The sequence below is a fragment of the Palleronia sp. genome (assembly GCF_042089775.1).
In the GTDB taxonomy this organism is placed as follows: domain Bacteria; phylum Pseudomonadota; class Alphaproteobacteria; order Rhodobacterales; family Rhodobacteraceae; genus Palleronia.
This window is the reverse complement of record NZ_JBELKF010000001.1, coordinates 37909-56215: the sequence shown is the minus strand read 5'-3', so window position 1 is coordinate 56215 and position 18307 is coordinate 37909. Positions and strand designations below refer to the sequence as shown.

Genomic DNA, 18307 nt, shown 5'->3' with positions numbered 1-18307 from the left:
AGAGGCCGCCATGATCCGCACAGAAGCCGCCCCAGAGGCCGGCGTCCGCTATACGCACCGTCCCGGCGCATATGCCATCCTCATGCTGGACGGGCGTGTCTTGGTGACGTTTCAGAAGCGCCCTCGCGAGGAATTGCAGCTTCCCGGCGGCGGCATCGACCCCGGCGAGGGCGCGGTACGCGCTCTTCACAGGGAAGTGTACGAAGAAACGGGCTATCGCATCAAGTCGCCGCGGCGGCTCGGGGCGCATCGGCGCTTCGTGTGGATGCCGGACTACCGTATGTACGCCGAGAAGGTCTGCCACATCTACCTCGCCCGTCCCACGTTGCGCATCAGCGCGCCGATCGAGCCCGAGCACGAGGCGATCTGGATGGAAGCCGAAGAGGCGGTGCGCCGGCTTTCAATCCCTGGCGATGCGCGGTTCCTGAAGGCGCTGCTTGGCTAGAGCCGCTCGATCAGGATGACAGAGACGTCATCCGGCAATGGCGCTCCGTGAAGCATTGCCACCACCTCTGCACGGATTGCCGACAACAGCGCCGCGCCGTGCGCGCCCGCGTGGCGCTCGATCATGCCGGTCAGGACCGCCTCCTCCATCATCATGCCGTCCGGCCCCGTGCATTCGGTGATCCCGTCCGAATAGATCAGAAGCCTGTCTCCGGGTGCGAGCATGACTTCCCCGCTCTCGTACTGCACGCTGTCCAGCAGCCCGACCGGCGGGCCGCCCTGCCCCGCGAAGCGCATCTCGCCCCCTGCAGTCCGGTGAAGCGGGTGCGGGTGGCCCGCCTGGCAATAGGCGAACCGCCCGGTCGCGGGATCGAGTTCGCCAATCAGGATGGTGAAGTAGTGACTCGTGTCGTGGTCCGCCAGAAAGCGCTCGTTAAGCCGCGCGCAGACCTGATCCGGGGGCAGCATCCTGACCCCGTCGATACCTTTGCACAGCGCGACGTTTTGTTCGGGGCTGCCGCCGGTCAGCCATGACGACAGCCGCATCGTGACCAGCGCCGAGGTGATGCCGTGCCCGGACACGTCGATCGAGTAGAGCCCGATCCGGCCCCCGCCGGCGGGAAAGGTGCCAAGGATATCCCCGCCCACATGGCCCGAAGGCTCAAGGTCGAAGTGGATCGACCAACCCGGAAGCTCGATTGGCCCCTTCGCCGACAGGGACAGCTGAAGACGGCGGGCTTCGGCCAAATCCTGGTCCAACCGCATCTTCATCCGCCTCATCCGGTCGAGCGTGTGCATGACGAGGCGGTTCTTCTGGCGAAGCTGGCGCGTCATGCTGAGGATGCGCTCGCCCGCCGTGATCCGGGCGATCAGTTCTTGGTGGGACAGGGGCTTGCTGACGAAATCGTCCGCACCGAGGCTGAGCGCCAAGGCCAGCTCGTCGGTCCCGGTCTTGGACGTCAGGATGATGAAGTAGATGTAATCGTCCAGAAACTCGGCTCGTAGGGCGGTGCATAGTTCAAGTCCGCTCATTCCCGGCATGATCCAGTCGCTGATCACGATGTCGGGCGGGCTGGTGCGGCAAAGGGCGAGCGCTTCTTCCCCGCTTGCCGCCTCCATGAGGACAAACGGACTGTTTCGGAGCGCCGCTGCAAGGACGCGACGCTGCAGGCTGCTGTCGTCGACCAGAAGGATCGTCGGACGCCGCACGGGTACGGCGCTCGTCGTGTCTAGGTCGAGGTCGGTCACGGCATCGGATACCTTCTGCACAAGCCGAACCATAGACGCCGAGAGCTTAAGCGGCGCTTAAAGGGCCCGGTTACCTGTTTTTAACACGCCTGTGTCACTCTTTCGGTCATGGATGATCTGCCACCCCTGCTGAACATGCAGCGCCTCGCCGAGATGCGCCGCGACCTGGGTGAGGACATATTGCCCGAGCTTCTCGCGCTCTTTGTTTCCGAGGCTGCCGACATGATCCCGCGGATATCGGCGGTCGATCCCGCAGGCAGCGTGCCTCTGTTCCAGACACTGAAGGCATCCGCGCAGACCATAGGCATGTCTTGCCTGACCCTCGCATGCAAAAGGGCCGAAACCGCGGCGCGCAACGGACAGGACATCGACGCGAACGCGATCAGCGTGCTGGTGGAGCGGTCGGCCGAAGCCTTTGGTGCAGAGTGCACCGATCAGATCAGGAATTCCGCCAGGATCGGGTCGCCGGTGATGTCGCGATAGACGAACTCCGCGGCATCGAGCCGCGCGAAGAGCGACTCGAAATTGCAGGCGTGCCGCGTCTCGATTCCGATCAGGACGGACCCGAAGTTGCGGGCGGACTTCTTGAGATACTCGAACCGGGCGATGTCGTCCTCGGGGCCCAGAAGCTCCAGGAAGTCCCTGAGCGCGCCGGGGCGCTGGGGCAGGCGCAGGATGAAGTACTTCTTGATACCCGAAAACCGTTGCGCCCGCTCGCGCACCTCGGGGAGCCGCTCAAAATCAAAGTTGCCGCCAGATGTCACGCAGATGACGCGCTTGCCGCGGACATGCTCGGCCAGGTCGGGCAGCACATCGAGCGACAGCGCGCCGGCCGGTTCCAGCACGATTCCCTCGACGTTCAGCATCTCGAGCATGGTGGCACAGATGCGGTCCTCGGGCGCGAGCAGGACCTGCTCGGGCGGGACCGTCTTGAGGACATCGAAGGGCCGCGCCCCGATCCGGGCGACCGAGGCGCCATCGACAAAGCTGTCCACCCGGCCGAGCGTCTGCGGCGAACCCGCGGCAAGGGCCGCCGTCAGACTCGCCCCGCCCACCGGCTCGACCAGCCACAGGGGCAGGCCCGGCACCGTCGCGTCAAGGTAGCGCTTGATGCCTGAAGACAGGCCGCCGCCGCCCACCGGCAGGACCACCACGTCCGGCGGTGTGTCCAGTTCGTCCAGAATCTCGACCGCGACCGAGGCCTGCCCTTCGATCACGTGCGGATCGTCGAACGGCGCAAGGAAATGACCGCCCTCGGCCGCGCAGAACTCCTGCGCGACGCGCAGGGTCTCGTCAAAATAGTCCCCGATCAGGCGAATCTCGACATCCACACCACCGAAGGCGCGGGTCTTGTCGATCTTCTGCTGCGGCGTCGTGACGGGCATGAAGATCACACCCTTCACACCGAAATGCGCGCAGTTGAAGGCCACGCCCTGCGCGTGATTGCCGGCCGAGGCGGCGACGAACAGCGACTGATCCGGGTTCGCCTCGCGCGCCTTGCGCATCGCGTTGAACGCGCCGCGGATCTTGTAGGATCGAACCGGAGTTAGGTCCTCGCGCTTCAGCCAGATGTCGGCATCGTATTTCTGGCTGAGATACGCGTTGCGCTGCAGCGGCGTTGCCGGAAACAGCGTGCGCAGGCGGGCCGTCAGCGCCAGGGCGGCATCGGTGAAATCATCCATGCCTTCGGAATGCCCCCAAGGTGCGCTCAGGTCAATTCGCGCCCTTCGACATAGTGCCCGTAGATCGTGGTCATCAGGCTCACGGTCAGCAGCGTGAGCAGCCACTGGAACGCCAGGTTCGCAACGGTCGCGATGACCCCAAGGCCGACGAGAAACAGGAACGCGGGTAGGGTCGACAACAGCGACAGCAGAACCGCAGCGACCAGGATCGCCCCCGTCGCGCCCTCGGTCGCTCGCCAAGCTTGCCCCAGGGAAAGCGGCTCGCGCAGGGCCGCCGCCGGAAGGATCGGGCTGAACCGTCCAAGGATCGCGAGCCCCAGCGCCTCGACCGCGGCGCCCAGAAGCACGAGGACCCCCAACGCCATCCCCGTGGCCGCGAGGATGCCGACGGGGATGAAGAGGATGAGGAAGATTGGGATCGCAATCACCGCGAGCAGGGTCGATCGCCCGAGATAGGCGAGGATCGCCTTGCCGTGCCAAGGGGGAATGATGCCCCGCTGGATCTCGCCCGTCAGGACGTAGCGGTGCCACTGGACGGCCAGCCAGAGCGAGGCCGCGAAATACGCGACTGCCGCCACGAGCACTGCCGGAGTAAAGGACATCTCGACCTCGGGATCCACGCTGAAGAAGGCGGGAAAGGCCAAGCTGACGGCGAGGATGATGACGTAAGGCAGGCCGGTCACCCGGAACGCCGCGCCGACGTCGCGCGAGATCATCGCGACGGAGTGTCTGAACAGCTTCCAACCCTTCATCGCGGCCCCCTTCGGCATGCCTCTCGTCGCTTCTGCCCCAGGGTTCGACCTGCGTGCAATCTTGCCGACATGGACGAAACGTCCTATCCGCGCCATGACGCAAAGGAGACACGGGATCATGTCGCAACCGAAGAAAGTGGTGCTGGCCTATTCGGGCGGGCTCGATACGTCGATCATTCTCAAGTGGTTGCAGACCGAATACGGCTGCGAGGTCGTGACCTTCACCGCCGATCTGGGCCAGGGCGAAGAGCTCGAGCCCGCACGCAAAAAGGCCGAGATGATGGGCGCCACCTCGATCCACATCGAGGATCTGCGCGAGGAATTCGTCCGCGACTTCGTCTTCCCGATGTTCCGCGCCAACGCGCTGTATGAAGGGCTCTACCTGCTGGGCACGTCGATCGCCCGGCCGCTGATCTCGAAGCGGTTGGTCGAGATTGCCGCGGCCGAGGGTGCGGACGCCGTGGCCCATGGCGCGACCGGCAAGGGCAACGACCAGGTCCGGTTCGAACTGGCCGCCTATGCGCTGAACCCCGAGATCAAGGTGATCGCGCCCTGGCGCGAGTGGGACCTGACCAGCCGCACCAAGCTGATCGACTTCGCCGAGAAGAACCAGATCCCGATCGCCAAGGACAAGCGCGGCGAGGCGCCCTTCAGCGTGGATGCGAACCTTCTACACACCTCGTCCGAGGGGAAGGTGCTGGAAAACCCGGCCGACGACGCGCCCGACTACGTCTACCAGCGCACCGTGAATCCCGAGGACGCGCCCGATACGCCCGAGTTCATCGAGATCGGGTTCGAGAAGGGCGATGCCGTGTCGTTCAACGGCGAGACGATGTCACCCGCCACGATCCTGACGAAGCTGAACGAACTGGGCGGCAAGCACGGGATCGGCCGGCTCGACCTCGTCGAGGGGCGCTTCGTCGGCATGAAGTCCCGCGGCATCTACGAAACCCCGGGCGGCACGCTTCTTCTGGAGGCGCATCGCGGGATCGAGCAGATCACGCTCGACCGTGGTCAGGCGCATCTGAAGGACGAGCTGATGCCCCGCTATGCCGAGCTGATCTACAACGGCTTCTGGTTCAGCCCCGAGCGCGAGATGCTGCAGGCCGCCGTCGACCACAGCCAGCAGCACGTCACCGGCACGGTCCGGCTGAAGCTTTACAAGGGTCTGGCGCGGACGGTCGGGCGGTGGTCGGACCACTCGCTTTACTCCGAGGCGCATGTCACGTTCGAGGACGACGCCGGCGCCTACGACCAGAAGGACGCGGCGGGCTTCATCCAGCTCAACGCGCTGCGCCTCAAGCTGCTGGCCGCGCGCAAGCGGCGGCTCGGGTCGTAACGTCACGCTTCAGTCACGCCCGTCCTTCATGCAGATCGCGTGCAGGAGGACGGGCAGATGGCACTCACCGACATTCGCGACAGGTTTCAGCGCGGGCTGGACCGAAAGCCGCTGGACGACAGCATCAAGTTCGACTGCGGCGATGACGGCGCGATCACCCTTCAGGGGGCAGAGGCACGACTGGCCGACGATCCGGCCGACTGCACCATCCACATCTCCGAGCCGAACCTCGAAAAGCTTGTCGCGGGCAAGCTGAACCCGATGACGGCCTTCGCCACGGGCAAGATCAAGGTATCAGGCGACATGAAGGTCGCCCTGAAACTCTCGCAGCTTCTCAAGTAGTCAGCCCCAGGGGCCGCGCTGCTCCGCCTTTGGCTGCGGCTTTGACCACGGCTGACCGGAGGCGGGACTGACCGCGCCGACCATCTCGCGGAGCGCGGCGATGCGGTTTTCGGTCGCCGGGTGGGTCGAGAACAGGTTGTCGTGCTTGTGCGCGTGCAGCGGATTGATGATGAACATATGCGCCGTGGCGGGATTGCGCTCGGCCGTGTTGTTGTCGATCCGCGCCGCGCCTTTCGCGATTTTCTCGAGCGCCGAGGCAAGCCACATCGGGTTGCCGCAGATCTCGGCCCCGGCGCGATCGGCCGAGTATTCGCGGGTCCGGCTGATCGCCATCTGCACCAGCGCGGCGGCCAATGGTGCAAGGATCATCATCGCCAGCGTGCCGACTATGCCCATCCGCTCGCGCGAGCCGCCGAAGAACAGCGCGAAGTTCGCCAGCATCGAGATCGCACCGGCGAAGGTCGCCGTGACCGTCATGATCGCCGTGTCGCGGTTCTTGATGTGCGCCAGCTCGTGCGCCACGACGCCGGCCAGTTCTTCGCGGCTGAGGCTGCGCATCAGGCCCGTGGTCACGGCGACGGCGGCGTTCTCAGGGTTGCGGCCGGTGGCGAAGGCGTTCGGCTGCGGCGTGTCGATGATGTAGACGGCGGGCATCGGCAGGTCGGCGTTCCGCGCAAGACCGGCGACCATGTCGCTGAGGCCCGTGCGGTCGTTCGGTCCCACGGGCTGCGCGTTGTGCATCCGCAGGACCATCTTGTCCGAGTTCCACCACGAAAAGGCGTTCATCCCGATGGCAACCGCCAGTGCGATGACCATGCCGCTCGTCCCGCCAAGCAGGTAGCCGACGCCGATGAACAGGGCCGTCATCGCGGCCATCAGCATCGCGGTCTTCACGTATCCCATTTTGGCTCCGAATGGTCGTTCTTGCGCCGGATATGGGGTGGCCGGGGCGTCGCGGAAAGACCCGCCGCGCCTAGCCGGTCGTGATGGCGCGGCGCAGGAGCGTCTCGTAGAACGGCATCGCGGCGTCGGCGAGGCGGGCGGCGTCGTCCTCAAGCACCGGCAGATCGCCCTCGGGCCCGGCGAACCCGGTGGAGCCGTGGACCGCCCCGTACCAGTGCGAAGCCCAGACCCCGTCCGAAGGATGACTGCCGGCCGGCCAGCGCAGCATCGCGTCCTTGAAGGGAAGGCCCAGCGCGTCGCACAGCCGCGACAGCGCGGCGGGCGGATCGGCGCGGATGGTGGCGGAACCGATGACCACGCCGCCGAATTGCTCATACAGGTCAACCTGTTGTGGAAACCCGATGTCGTCCAGGGTCGGCGTGTCCCGCTTAAGGTTGTAGCTTGCGATCACCCGCGCAGGGTGGCGGATCAGGTGGAGGTGCTGCCAGCCTTGCGCCCAGTTGCGGGGCACCCCCTGGATCATGTGGTGGGCCATGAGCTTGAGGTAGGTGTGCGGCTGAGTCTCGGCCATGAAATCCGCCACGACCGTGTCCGGGTTGGTCGGGTGCGCGGCAAGAATCCGGTCGCGCATCGGGTGGTCCAGACCGGTCAGGCCGAGGAAGGGGGCGTAGAACGGCTCGTCCCGGACGGCGCAGTCACCGCGGGCGGCGAAGGCGTACATCATGGCGGTCGACAGATTGCGGGGGCCGGACCAGGCGGCGATTTGGACCATGAGACTTCCGTCGGAGATCGGTGAGAGTTCTTTAGGAGTTTCGTGTGAGACTTGTGAGAGACCGCCGGGTCCCGCTCAGCCGCAGTCGTGTGCGACCAGGTCGGCATACAGTCGGCGAATGCGGCGGGTGACGGGTCCGGCCTCGGTGCCGATGGGGCGGCCGTCGATCTCGCTCACCGGGGTCTGCGCGCCGAAGGTGCCGGTCAGGAACGCTTCGTCGGCGCCGTAGCACTCGACCAGAGAGAAGTTGCGCTCGCGCACCGGGATGTCGTTCGCCCGGCACAGGTCGATGACCTTCGCCCGCGTGATCCCGTTCATGCAGTAGTCCCCGGTCGAGGTCCAAACCTCGCCCTTCCGCACGATGAAAAAGTTGCAGCTGTTCGTCGTGTTCACGAAGCCGTGGATGTCGAGCATCAGCGCCTCGTCCGCGCCGGCCTTCTGGGCGGCGACGCAGGCGAGGATGCAGTTCAGCTTGGAGTGCGAGTTCAGCTTGGGATCCTGCGTCATCGGCAGGCCACGCAGGTGTGGCACGGTCGCCAGCCGGATCGGCGCGGGCAGGGAGGGCACGGAGTGTTCGCAGATGATCACCACCGTCGGCCCTTCGAGCGACAGCGAAGGGTGCTGGAACGGCCGCGCCTTCAGGCCCCGTGTGACCATCAGGCGGGCATGGGCATCGTCCGTCATGCCGTTCGCCGCAGCCGTGGCGTTCAGCGCGTCGGTCAGCTGAGCGCGATCCATGCCGATGTCGAGATCGATCGCCAGCGCACCCTCGAACAGCCGGTCGAGGTGGTCGGACAGGAACGCCCACGTGCCGTTGTGAAGGCGCAGGCCCTCCCAGATGCCGTCGCCCAGCATGAAGCCCGAGTCGTAGACCGAGACGGTCGCCTCGGCGCGGGGTTTCAGCGTGCCGTTCACCCAGATCAGGATGTCGGCGTTGCGCGGGTCCTCGAGGGCGTCATGCGTGCTCATGGGGCGATGCGAACACCGTCGCCGCGCGGTGTGCAAGGGCAAGTGGGCGTGAAACATCGCTCACGGGAAGTTCGATTGAAACGGCGGCGGGTGAGGGCAGGTTCTGTTGCAAAGGAGGACTCGATCATGATGAAAGCCACCATCCTTGCCGCGACCGTTGCGGCGACCGCATTGCCGGCCGGCGCCGCGCCGCAAACGGCCTACCTGTCGGGCGGCTGCTTCTGGTGCGTCGAGGCCGATTTCGAGGAGGTCGAGGGCGTCGGCGACGTGATCTCGGGCTTCACCGGGGGCACCACGGCAGACCCCACCTACGGCAACTCGGGCGACCATATCGAAGCGGCGAAGGTGCCTTTCGACGATAGCGAAGTCAGCTATCGCCAGATCTACGACCTGTTCCTGCGTTCGATCGACCCGTTCGACGAGGGCGGGCAGTTCTGCGACCGGGGGCTGGAATACACCACCGCCATTTTCGTCGAGACCGAGGAGCAACGCCAAGCCGCCGAAGCCGCGATCGCCGCCGCCGAGGAAGAGCTGGGGCAGGAGATCGTGACGCCCGTTCGATCCTTCGACGAGTTCTACCCGGTCGGCGAATACCACCAGGACTACTACAAGTCGGACGACCGGATCGCGTTCTCGTCCGTCGGGCTCGCCGTGCCGAAAGAGGTCGCCTACAAGCGCTACCGCGAGGGCTGCGGCCGGGACGCGCGGGTGCGCGAGGTCTGGGGCGACGACGCGCCGTTCGTGAATTGACGCGCGCGCGGACCCGCGACAGGGTCCGCGCATGCAGATCGAGATTACCGAAGACGACATGACGGCGGCGCGCGACCTGCGCCGCCGTCTTCATGCGCACCCGGAACTGTCCGGGCAGGAATTCACGACCGCCGCCACCATCGCGGCCGAAATGCGCGCCGCCGGGGCCGACGAGGTGATCGAGGGGCTGGGCGGCACGGGCGTTGCCGCCGAGTTCCGCGGCGCCGAGGCGGGCCCGTGCCTGATGATCCGGGCCGAGCTCGACGCGCTGCCGATCATCGAGACGAGCGGCGTGGCCTGGTCCTCGGGTCGGCCGGGCGTGGCGCATCTGTGCGGGCATGACGGGCACATGGCGATCCTCGTGGCGCTTGCACGGGCGCTGGGGCGCGGGCTGCCGCAGGGTCGGGTGGTGCTGCTGTTCCAGCCAGCCGAAGAGGACGGGGCGGGCGCCAAGGCGGTGCTCGCCGATCCGCGGACGGCGGAGCTGGCGCCGGATCTGGTGGTCTCGCTTCACAATCTGCCGGGGCTGCCGCTGGGGCAGGTGGCGCTGGCCGAGGGGCCGATGGGCTGCGCCTCGCGCGGGATGCAGATCCGGCTGACGGGGCGCGAGGCGCACGCGTCGAGCCCCGAGCACGGGATCAGCCCCCGGCGTGCGCTTGCGCAGCTGATAGAGGGGCTGACTGCCTTGGCCGAAGGCGCGTTTCCGTCCGAGAATTTCGCGCTGGTCACGGTCGCGGGCGTGTCGATGGGCGGCACGGCCTTCGGCGTGGCGCCGGGGCGGGGCGAGCTGCGCGCGACGTTGCGGACGCTGACCGACGCGCGGATGGAGCGGCTGATCGCGGAGGCCGAGCGGATGGTGCAGGACGCGGCCGAGGCTGACGGGCTGACGGTCGAGATCGCGTGGCACGAGGTGTTCGAGGCCACGTCGAACGACCCCGAGGCAGTGGCGCTGCTGCGACGGGCGCTCGACGTCGCAGGCGTGGTGCATGGACCCGAGGGGCAGCCCTGGCGGCCGTCCGAGGATTTCGGGCGACTCGGGGCGCTGGCGCCGGCGGCGATGCTGTTCCTGGGTTCGGGCGAGAATCAGCCGCCGCTCCACGACCCGCGGTTCGACTTTCCCGACGACCTGATCGGCGTGGGCGCCCGGACGTTCGCCGCGGCGGTCGAGGTAAGCCAGGGATCGCCTCTTCCGCCCGCGAGCCCGTCGATCTAGGGTCCGCGGACCGATCAGGGACAGGAAGACCGGGGGAGCCGTGGCCGACGCACCGACGCCGATGATGGCGCAATTTCTGGAGATCAAGGCGCGTCACCCGGATGCGCTGCTGTTCTACCGGATGGGCGACTTCTACGAGCTGTTCTTCGACGACGCGGTGGCGGCGGCCGAGGCGCTCGACATCGCCCTGACCAAGCGCGGCAGGCACCTGGGCGACGACATCCCCATGTGCGGCGTCCCCGTTCACGCCGCCGAGGGTTACCTGCTGACCCTGATCCGCAAGGGCTTTCGCGTCGCCGTCTGCGAGCAGATGGAGGACCCCGCCGAGGCCAAGAAGCGCGGCTCGAAATCGGTGGTCAAGCGCGAGGTCGTGCGGCTGGTGACGCCCGGCACGCTGACCGAGGAATCGCTGCTGGACGCACGGCGGCACAACTTCCTTGCCGCCTGGGCCGATGTACGGGGCGAGGGGGCGCTCGCGTGGGTCGACATCTCGACCGGCGAACTGCGCGTGACCTCCTGCCCGCGCGTGCGGCTGGGGCCCGAGCTGGCGCGGCTGGCCCCGCGCGAGGTGCTGCTGAGCGAGGCCTACGAGGCCGAGTTGCAGCCGCTGGTGGCGGAACTTGGTGGCTCGGCCACCGGGTTGTCGCGCGGGTCCTTCGACAGCGTGGCGGGGGAAAAGCGGCTCTGTGCCACGTGGAAGGTCGGGTCGCTCGACGCGTTCGGGACGTTCGCGCGGGCCGAGATCGCGGCGATGGCGGCGATCGTCGATTACCTCGAGATCACGCAGCGGGGAAAGCTGCCGCTCCTGCGTGCGCCGGTCCGCGAGGAACCGCAGGCCGTCATGCAGATAGACGCGGCCACGCGGCGGAACCTCGAGCTGACGCACGCGCTGTCGGGCGGGCGGCAGGGGTCGCTTCTGTGGGCCATCGACCGGACGGTGACGGCGGCGGGCGGGCGGCTCTTGGAGCGGCGGCTGACATCTCCGTCCCGCGACCTCGGCACGATCCGCGCCCGGCAGGCGGGGGTGGCGCGGCTGGTGGACGATGCGCGGCTGGGCGAGACCCTGCGCGACCGGCTGCGGCAGGTGCCGGACATGGACCGGGCGCTGTCGCGGCTGGCGCTGGACCGGGGCGGGCCGCGCGACCTGACGGCCATCCGCGACGGGCTGATCCGCGCGGACGAGCTGCGCGAGGTGCTGGAGGGGGCCCATGACCTGCCCGACGTGCTGACCGAGGCGGCGCAGGCGCTGGGTGGACACGAGGCGCTGATCGACCTTCTGGACGCCGCGCTGGTGGCCGAACCGCCGCTTCTGGCGCGCGACGGCGGCTTCGTCGCGCCGGGGCACGACGCGGATCTCGACGAGGCGCGCAAGCTGCGCGACGAGGGGCGGGGGGTCATCGCCTCGATGCAGGCCGAATACGCCGAGGCGACGGGCATCGGTGCGCTGAAGGTCAAGCACAACAACGTGCTGGGCTACTTCATCGAGGTCACGGCGATCCATGCCGACAAGATGTTCGCCCTGTCAGACCGCTTCATCCATCGCCAGACCACGGCGAACGCGGTCCGGTTCACCACGGTCGATCTGTCGGATCTCGAGACGCGGATCCTGAACGCCGGGGGTAGGGCGCTCGAGATCGAGAAGCGGATCTTCTCGTCCCTGTCGCGGGCTGTCGTGGCCGAGGCCGCGGCGGTGGGCGAGGCGGCGCGTGCGCTGGCCGCGCTCGACGTGGCGGCGGCGCTGGCGCATCTGGCGCAGACCGAGGACTGGGTGCGCCCGGTGGTCGAGGACAGCCGCGTGTTCCACGTGGAACAGGGTCGCCACCCGGTGGTCGAACGCGCGCTGAAGGCGCAAGGCGCGGGGCCCTTCATCGCCAACGACTGCGACCTGTCCGACGGCGAGGGCCCGGCCTGCTGGCTGCTGACGGGCCCCAACATGGCCGGCAAGTCCACCTTCCTGCGGCAGAACGCGGTGATCGCGCTGCTGGCGCAGATGGGGGCGTTCGTGCCGGCGCGCGAGGCGCGGATCGGCATCGTCAGCCAGCTTTTCAGCCGGGTCGGCGCGGCGGACGACCTGGCGCGGGGGCGCTCGACCTTCATGGTCGAGATGGTCGAAACGGCGGCGATCCTGAACCAGGCGGACGCGAATGCGCTGGTGATCCTCGACGAGATCGGGCGCGGAACTGCGACCTATGACGGGCTGTCGATCGCCTGGGCGACGCTGGAGCACCTGCACGACGTGAATGGCTGCCGCGCGTTGTTCGCGACCCATTATCACGAGCTGACGCGGCTGGCCGAAAAGCTGGACGGGGTGCGCAACGCGACCGTGGCCGTGAAGGAGTGGGAGGGCGAGGTGATCTTCCTCCACGAGGTCAGGAAGGGCACCGCCGACCGATCCTACGGGGTGCAGGTGGCCAAGCTGGCGGGGCTGCCGCAGGCCGTGGTCGCACGGGCCGAGGTGGTCCTGCGCGCGCTGGAAGAGGGCGAGGCGGGGGGCCGGCAGGCGACGCTGATCGACGATCTGCCGCTGTTTTCGGCCGCGCCGCCGCCGGCGCCCGCCGCGCGGCCCGAGGTGTCGAAGGTCGAGGAACGGCTGAACGCGCTGCATCCCGATGACCTGAGCCCGCGCGCGGCGCTCGACCTCATCTACGAGCTGCGCAGGCTGGCCGCCACGTCCTGACCTTTGCAGATTTCCGGGAAACCTTCCCGATCCCCCGGCTGACGCTAAGCAAGCATTAACCGTGCGTTCGCTAGGAAGGTCGCAGTCCATCCCTGGCTGTGAGTCGTCCGCCCGTGAACACCATGACGCCCATCGCCCGTTTGATCCCCGAAGAGGACCAGCGGACCGTCAACATCCTGACCCTGATGGGCGCGCTCTGGCGTGGCCGGCGCATCATGGCGCTGAGCCTTATCGCGACGCTGGGCCTGGGGGGGGCCTATACCTTCTACCTGGCCCCGCCGCGCTATGCCGCAACGGCTGCGCTGTCGCTCGAGTCGGACGGCCAGAAGATCATGGACATCGAATCGCTGGTCGGCGGCGGCTCGACCGAAGACGACGCAATGAATACCGAGGTCGAGCTGATCCGCTCGCGCGACATGCTGACCAAGCTCGTCGAGGCGATGGACCTGACGCGCGACCCCGAGTTCAACGAGCATCTGCGCCCGGCCGGCCTTCTGGACCTGGACGCGCTGCTGGCCCGCGCCGGCATCCAGCGCGCCGCCGCCCGGATCCCCCAGGACGAGCTTGAGCTGAACGATACGGTCGAGGCCGTGCGCGGCGCCATCGCCGCCAGCATCCAGCGCAACACCTACGTCATGACCCTGACGGCCCTGAGCGAGGACGAGCTGAAGGCGCGCGCCATCGCGAACACGCTGGCCGAGCTGTACGTGCAGGACCAGATCGACCAGAAGTTCCTAGCGACCGAGACCGCCATCACCTGGCTGACCGAGCGCGCCGCCGAGCTGGAAATCGAGATGCGCCAGCAAGAGCAGACGCTGGGCGAGTTCCGGACGCGCACCGACATCGTCAGCCTCGACGCGATCGAGGCGCTGAATCGCCAGCTTGCCGATGCCCGCAACCGCCTTTCCGCAACCCGGGCCGAGCGGGCCGCCGGCGAAGACAGCCTGTTGCGCGCGCAGGGGCTGATGGCCGCGGGCGATCTGCGGGGCCTTGCCGCACTCCACGAGGACGACCAGCTGAACCGGCTGGTTCGCGCCGGCGACACGGAGGGCGCTCGCGCCCGCACGGTGGCGCTGTCCGATCGTGCGCAGGCCGTGCTGTCGCGGCAGGACGGGCAGGTCCGGACGCTCGCCCAGTCGGTCGAGCGGCTCGAGGCGCAGATTGCCGGCCAGTCGCAGGACCTTGCCGAGCTTCAGCAGTTCGAGCGCGAGATCGAGGCGACCCAGATGCTCTACAAGACGTTCCTCGCGCGGCTGAAGGAGGCGACGGTGCAGCGCGGCCTGCAGCAGCCGGACGCCCGGATCATGTCCCGCGCGATCCCCGGCAACCAGATTGCCCCGCGCCACCCGGTCAACCTGATCCTCGCGGCGATGCTGGGACTTCTGATCGGTGCCGCGGCAGTTCTGTCGCGCCAATTCCTGAACAAGGGCTACCGGACCGGCGACGCGCTGGAAGGCGGTACCGGGCTGCCGCTTCTGGGTCAGATCCCCAAGATGCCGTTCCGGCGGCGCGACCAGCTTCTGACCTATCTCAACGACAAGCCGGCCTCGCCCGCGGCCGAGGCGATCCGCAACCTGCGCACCTCGATCCTGCTGCAGGGGCGGACGCCGCCGCAGATCATCATGTCGACCTCCTCGCTCCCGGGCGAAGGCAAGACCACGCAGTCGATCTCGCTCGCGCACAACTTTGCCGGGCTGGGCAAGAAGGTCATCCTGATCGAGGGCGACGTGCGCCGCCGGACTTTGGACAGCTACTTCAAGGCGCGGGCCGGGAAAGAGGGGCTCGTGACCGCGATGAAGCGGCGCGGCGGCGACATCTCGGATCTCGTGGTGCGCGATCCGCGGCTGAAGGCCGACATCCTTCTGGGCGAGGAATGCCGGATCAACGCCGCCGACCTGTTCTCGTCGAGCAGCTTCAGGGACTTCCTCGAAAGCCTGCGCGACCGATACGACGTCATCATCGTGGATACGCCGCCCGTCCTGGTCGTCCCGGACGCCCGCGTCATCGGCCAGCACGTCGATGCGATCCTCTTCAATGTGGCGTGGGACCGGACGGCGCGGACACAGGTGCGCGAGGCGCTGCGCCAGCTTGAAACCGTGAACCTGAAAGTCAACGGACTGGTCCTGGGCCAGGTCGATCCCTCGGGCGCCAAGCGCTACGGCTATGGGGGCACCTACGGCTCCTACGGTCGCGGCTATTACGAGGCCTGAACGATGAGCCGCCCTCCGCTCTACGACATCCTCATCGGCCTGCCACGGCGCACCAAGTGGGGCCTCGTGCTGGCGCTTGACCTGACGCTGGTGCCGGTCGCGCTGATCCTGGCGATCGTGCTGCGCTTTGGCACGGCGGACGCCGCCGATGCGCTGCGGGCTCATTTCGGCGTGCTCGTCGCGACCTGGGGGCTTGCGGCGGCGGTCCTGCACGGCATCGGCATCCCGCGCATCCGCCTGCACCACACCGAGGCGCGCGCGCTCGCCTCGTTGGCCTTCGGAGCCGCGCTTCTGGCGATCATCGCCGCGGCGTCTGCGCATATGCTGCAGGCCCCGGCGCCGCGATCGCTGCCGCTTATCTTCGGCACGGGGTTCTTCACCCTCGCCGTCGGAGCGCGGCTCGCCATCCTCGGCGCGCTCTTTGCGACGCGAAAGATGAGCGCCGGCCAGACCCCCGTGATCCTGTACGGCGCAGGGACCGAGGGCGTGCAGATCGCCTATGCGCTGCGATCGTCCGGCAACCTGTGCCCCGTGGCCTTCGTCGACGACAACCGCGCGTTCGAGGGGCTGCGCATCGCGGGGCTGAAGGTGCACGGAGCGCGGATGCTGCCCCAATTGGTGACGCGCTTTGGCGTGCAGACCGTGATCCTGGCGCTGTCCTCGGCCTCGGACGAGCGGCGCAACTGGATCGCCGCCGAGATCCGGGCTCTGGGATGCGAGGTGCAGACCCTGCCGTCCTTCGCCGAACTCATCGAGCGTGGCAGCGTCGAGCGTGCCCTGCGTCCCGTGCGCCCCGACGACCTGCTCTGCCGCGACAAGGTCGACCTCGAGGTGCCGGCGGTGGCCCGCACCTATGCCGGGCGGACGGTGATGGTCACCGGCGCCGGCGGCTCCATCGGGTCCGAGCTTTGCCGCCAACTGGTCGACTGCCATCCCGCGCGCATCGTCCTGTTTGAGCACAGCGAATTCGCGCTCTACGAGATCGACGCCGAACTGCGCGCGATGCTGGGCGAGGGCAGCGGGATCGAAGTCCGCGCGCGCTTGGGCTCGGTCACGAACGAGCGCCGCGTGCGCCAGGTGATCGAGAGCGACGGCGTCGACTTCATCCTCCACGCGGCCGCCTACAAGCACGTCCCGATGGTCGAGGACAACGAGCTGGAAGGCGCCGGCAACAACGTCATCGGCACCCGTATCGTCGCCCGCGCCGCCATCGAGGCGGGGGTGGAGCGGTTCATCCTGGTGTCGACCGACAAGGCCGTGCGACCCACCAACGTCATGGGCGCATCCAAGCGCCTGGCCGAGATGGTGGTGCAGGACCTGCAGCGTCGCAGCCAGCGCACGACGCTGGCCATGGTCCGCTTCGGCAACGTGCTGGGTTCGTCCGGGTCGGTGCTGCCGCTGTTCCAGAAGCAGATCGCGCGCGGCGGCCCGCTTACCGTGACCCACCCCGAGGTCACGCGGTACTTCATGACGATCCCCGAGGCGGCGCGGCTGGTGCTGCTGGCCGGGGCGTTCGCGAAAGGCGGCGACGTCTTCGTCCTCGATATGGGCGAGCCGGTACGGATCATGGAGCTTGCCCGTCGGATGATCGAACTGTCCGGCGCCCGCGTCCGGACCGAGAGCGACCTCGACGGGATCGCGATCCACGTGACGGGGCTGCGGCCCGGAGAGAAGCTGTACGAAGAGCTTTTGATCAACGGCGATGCACTGGCCGCCACTCCGCACGACAAGATCCTGCGCGCCAAGGAAGAGCACCTGTCCGAACTCGAGACCCAGGCGATGCTGCGCGACGTGCAGGCGGCGATCGATGCCGGCGATGCGCTGCGCCTGCGCGGATGCATCCAACGATACGTCAGCGGCTACCACATCCCTGCCGCAGACTCCCTATGACCATCGAGATGGAGAACCAGACGATGATGGCAACACCTTTCGGGACGCAGAACGCTCCCACCCAGCGGATCGAACGCGTGCTCATCACGGGCGGCACCGGTTCGTTCGGGAAGACGATGCTGAAGGGCCTGCTGGCAGAAGGCGTGCCGCAGATCCGTATCCTCAGCCGGGATGAGGAAAAGCAGGACGCGCTGCGCACCGAGCTCCGCGACGACCGGGTGCGATACTACATCGGCGACATCCGCGACCCGGACTCGGTCGAGCGGGCGATGGCGGGCGTCGACTCGGTGTTCCATGCCGCGGCGCTCAAGCAGGTGCCGTCCTGCGAGTTCTTTCCCCACGAGGCGGTGCGCACCAACGTGCTCGGGTCCGAGAACGTGATCCGCGCGGCGATCCGCGCCGGAGTGCGCTCGCTCGTGTGCCTGTCGACCGACAAGGCGGTGTTCCCGGTCAACGCCATGGGCCTGTCGAAGGCGCTGATGGAAAAGACCGCGCTGGCCGCCGCGCGCAGCCTTGGCGACACGTCCGACACGACGATCTCGTGCGTGCGCTACGGCAACGTGATGTATTCGCGCGGCTCGGCCATCCCGCTTTTCGTGCGCCAGATCCGCGAGGGCCGGCCGATTACGGTGACCGAGCCCACCATGACGCGCTTCCTGATGCCGCTGCGCGACAGCGTGGCGCTGGTCCGGCACGCCTTCACCCATGCCAACCAGGGCGATCTCTTCATCAAGAAGGCGCCGGCATCGACCATCGCCGACCTTGTCGAGGCACTGAAGCAGCTCTTCGATGCGCCCCGCCACCCGGTCGAGACCATCGGCTGGCGCCATGCCGAGAAGCTCTACGAGACGCTGGCCAGCGCCGAAGAGCTCGCCCGGGCCGAGGACATGGGTGCCTATTGGCGGATCATGCCCGACACAAGGGACCTGAACTACAAGCCGTTCTTCAGCGAGGGCGATCCGCGCACCGCAAAGATCGACGACTACCACTCGCACAACACCGAGCGGCTGGACGTGGCCGGCGTGAAGCGGCTGCTTCTGAGCCTCCCCGAGATCCAGGACGCCCTGAGTGAAACCGGCAGGCCTTTCGCCGCCACCGCCTGACCAAGGCAAGACA

Annotated in this window: 16 protein-coding genes; 10 read left to right on the top strand and 6 right to left on the bottom strand. The window is 67.8% G+C overall.

The genetic code is table 11. From position 1 onward, the window contains the following. Window positions 1-10: 10 nt before the first annotated feature. The gene (locus tag ACFDS3_RS00270) at window positions 11-445 is read left to right on the top strand and encodes an NUDIX domain-containing protein (RefSeq protein WP_375260320.1); all 435 of its coding nucleotides are present in this window, start codon (window positions 11-13) and stop codon (window positions 443-445) included. On the opposite strand, the gene ACFDS3_RS00265 is transcribed toward ACFDS3_RS00270, so the two are convergent. Then, a complete protein-coding gene (locus ACFDS3_RS00265) occupies window positions 442-1692 on the bottom strand; it encodes a PP2C family protein-serine/threonine phosphatase (protein WP_375260319.1) in 1251 nt (416 codons plus the stop codon). The genes ACFDS3_RS00270 and ACFDS3_RS00265 overlap by 4 nt on opposite strands. A gap of 153 nt (window positions 1693-1845) precedes the next feature. On the opposite strand from ACFDS3_RS00265, the gene ACFDS3_RS00260 reads away from it, so the two are divergent. Continuing rightward, entirely contained in the window at window positions 1846-2175 is a 330-nt protein-coding gene (locus ACFDS3_RS00260) for a hypothetical protein (RefSeq protein WP_375260318.1), read from the top strand. On the opposite strand, the gene ilvA is transcribed toward ACFDS3_RS00260, so the two are convergent. Both ilvA and ACFDS3_RS00250 read right to left on the bottom strand, forming a co-directional pair. Next, window positions 2127-3374 carry a threonine ammonia-lyase IlvA gene (gene ilvA, locus ACFDS3_RS00255; RefSeq protein ID WP_375260317.1) on the bottom strand — a complete coding sequence of 416 codons (1248 nt, stop codon included), beginning with the start codon at window positions 3372-3374 and terminating at the stop codon, window positions 2127-2129. The two genes, ACFDS3_RS00260 and ilvA, sit on opposite strands and share 49 nt — an antisense overlap. Before the next feature lie 26 nt (window positions 3375-3400). Continuing rightward, on the bottom strand, window positions 3401-4126 hold the full coding sequence (locus tag ACFDS3_RS00250) for a hypothetical protein (RefSeq protein WP_375260316.1): 726 nt from the start codon (window positions 4124-4126) through the stop codon (window positions 3401-3403). A gap of 118 nt (window positions 4127-4244) precedes the next feature. Between ACFDS3_RS00250 and ACFDS3_RS00245 the strand changes: the two genes are divergently transcribed. Both ACFDS3_RS00245 and ACFDS3_RS00240 read left to right on the top strand, forming a co-directional pair. Beyond that, on the top strand, window positions 4245-5465 hold the full coding sequence (locus tag ACFDS3_RS00245) for an argininosuccinate synthase (RefSeq protein WP_375260315.1): 1221 nt from the start codon (window positions 4245-4247) through the stop codon (window positions 5463-5465). Window positions 5466-5522: 57 nt separating this feature from the next. Beyond that, window positions 5523-5807: an SCP2 sterol-binding domain-containing protein gene (locus ACFDS3_RS00240; protein WP_375260314.1), complete on the top strand. Its 285-nt coding sequence runs from the start codon at window positions 5523-5525 to the stop codon at window positions 5805-5807. Here ACFDS3_RS00240 and htpX read toward each other — a convergent pair whose 3' ends face one another. The 3 genes from htpX to ACFDS3_RS00225 all read right to left on the bottom strand — a co-directional run bounded on the left by htpX (window position 5808) and on the right by ACFDS3_RS00225 (window position 8451). Continuing rightward, on the bottom strand, window positions 5808-6710 hold the full coding sequence (gene htpX, locus ACFDS3_RS00235; protein ID WP_375260313.1) for a zinc metalloprotease HtpX: 903 nt from the start codon (window positions 6708-6710) through the stop codon (window positions 5808-5810). It abuts the gene before it with no gap. Between the two features lie 70 nt (window positions 6711-6780). After that, window positions 6781-7482, bottom strand: a complete 702-nt coding sequence (locus ACFDS3_RS00230) for an HAD family hydrolase (RefSeq protein ID WP_375260312.1) — start codon at window positions 7480-7482, stop codon at window positions 6781-6783. Window positions 7483-7557: 75 nt separating this feature from the next. Beyond that, window positions 7558-8451 carry a D-amino acid aminotransferase gene (locus ACFDS3_RS00225; RefSeq protein WP_375260311.1) on the bottom strand — a complete coding sequence of 298 codons (894 nt, stop codon included), beginning with the start codon at window positions 8449-8451 and terminating at the stop codon, window positions 7558-7560. A gap of 126 nt (window positions 8452-8577) precedes the next feature. On the opposite strand from ACFDS3_RS00225, the gene msrA reads away from it, so the two are divergent. The 6 genes from msrA (at window position 8578) to ACFDS3_RS00195 (ending at window position 18294) form a co-directional block, all read left to right on the top strand. Continuing rightward, window positions 8578-9201, top strand: coding sequence for a peptide-methionine (S)-S-oxide reductase MsrA (gene msrA / locus ACFDS3_RS00220; RefSeq protein ID WP_375260310.1), 624 nt, complete (start codon window positions 8578-8580; stop codon window positions 9199-9201). A gap of 31 nt (window positions 9202-9232) precedes the next feature. Then, window positions 9233-10414, top strand: coding sequence for an amidohydrolase (locus ACFDS3_RS00215; RefSeq protein ID WP_375260309.1), 1182 nt, complete (start codon window positions 9233-9235; stop codon window positions 10412-10414). Between the two features lie 61 nt (window positions 10415-10475). Further along, window positions 10476-13091 (top strand): DNA mismatch repair protein MutS, encoded by a 2616-nt coding sequence (gene mutS, locus ACFDS3_RS00210; protein WP_375260430.1) that lies wholly within the window; start codon window positions 10476-10478, stop codon window positions 13089-13091. Between the two features lie 122 nt (window positions 13092-13213). Further along, a complete protein-coding gene (locus ACFDS3_RS00205; protein ID WP_375260308.1) occupies window positions 13214-15301 on the top strand; it encodes a GumC family protein in 2088 nt (695 codons plus the stop codon). Between the two features lie 3 nt (window positions 15302-15304). Further along, a complete protein-coding gene (locus ACFDS3_RS00200) occupies window positions 15305-17191 on the top strand; it encodes a polysaccharide biosynthesis protein (RefSeq protein WP_375260307.1) in 1887 nt (628 codons plus the stop codon). Further along, the gene (locus tag ACFDS3_RS00195) at window positions 17188-18294 is read left to right on the top strand and encodes an SDR family NAD(P)-dependent oxidoreductase (protein WP_375260306.1); all 1107 of its coding nucleotides are present in this window, start codon (window positions 17188-17190) and stop codon (window positions 18292-18294) included. The genes ACFDS3_RS00200 and ACFDS3_RS00195 overlap by 4 nt, the downstream gene beginning before the upstream one ends. Window positions 18295-18307: the final 13 nt, after the last annotated feature.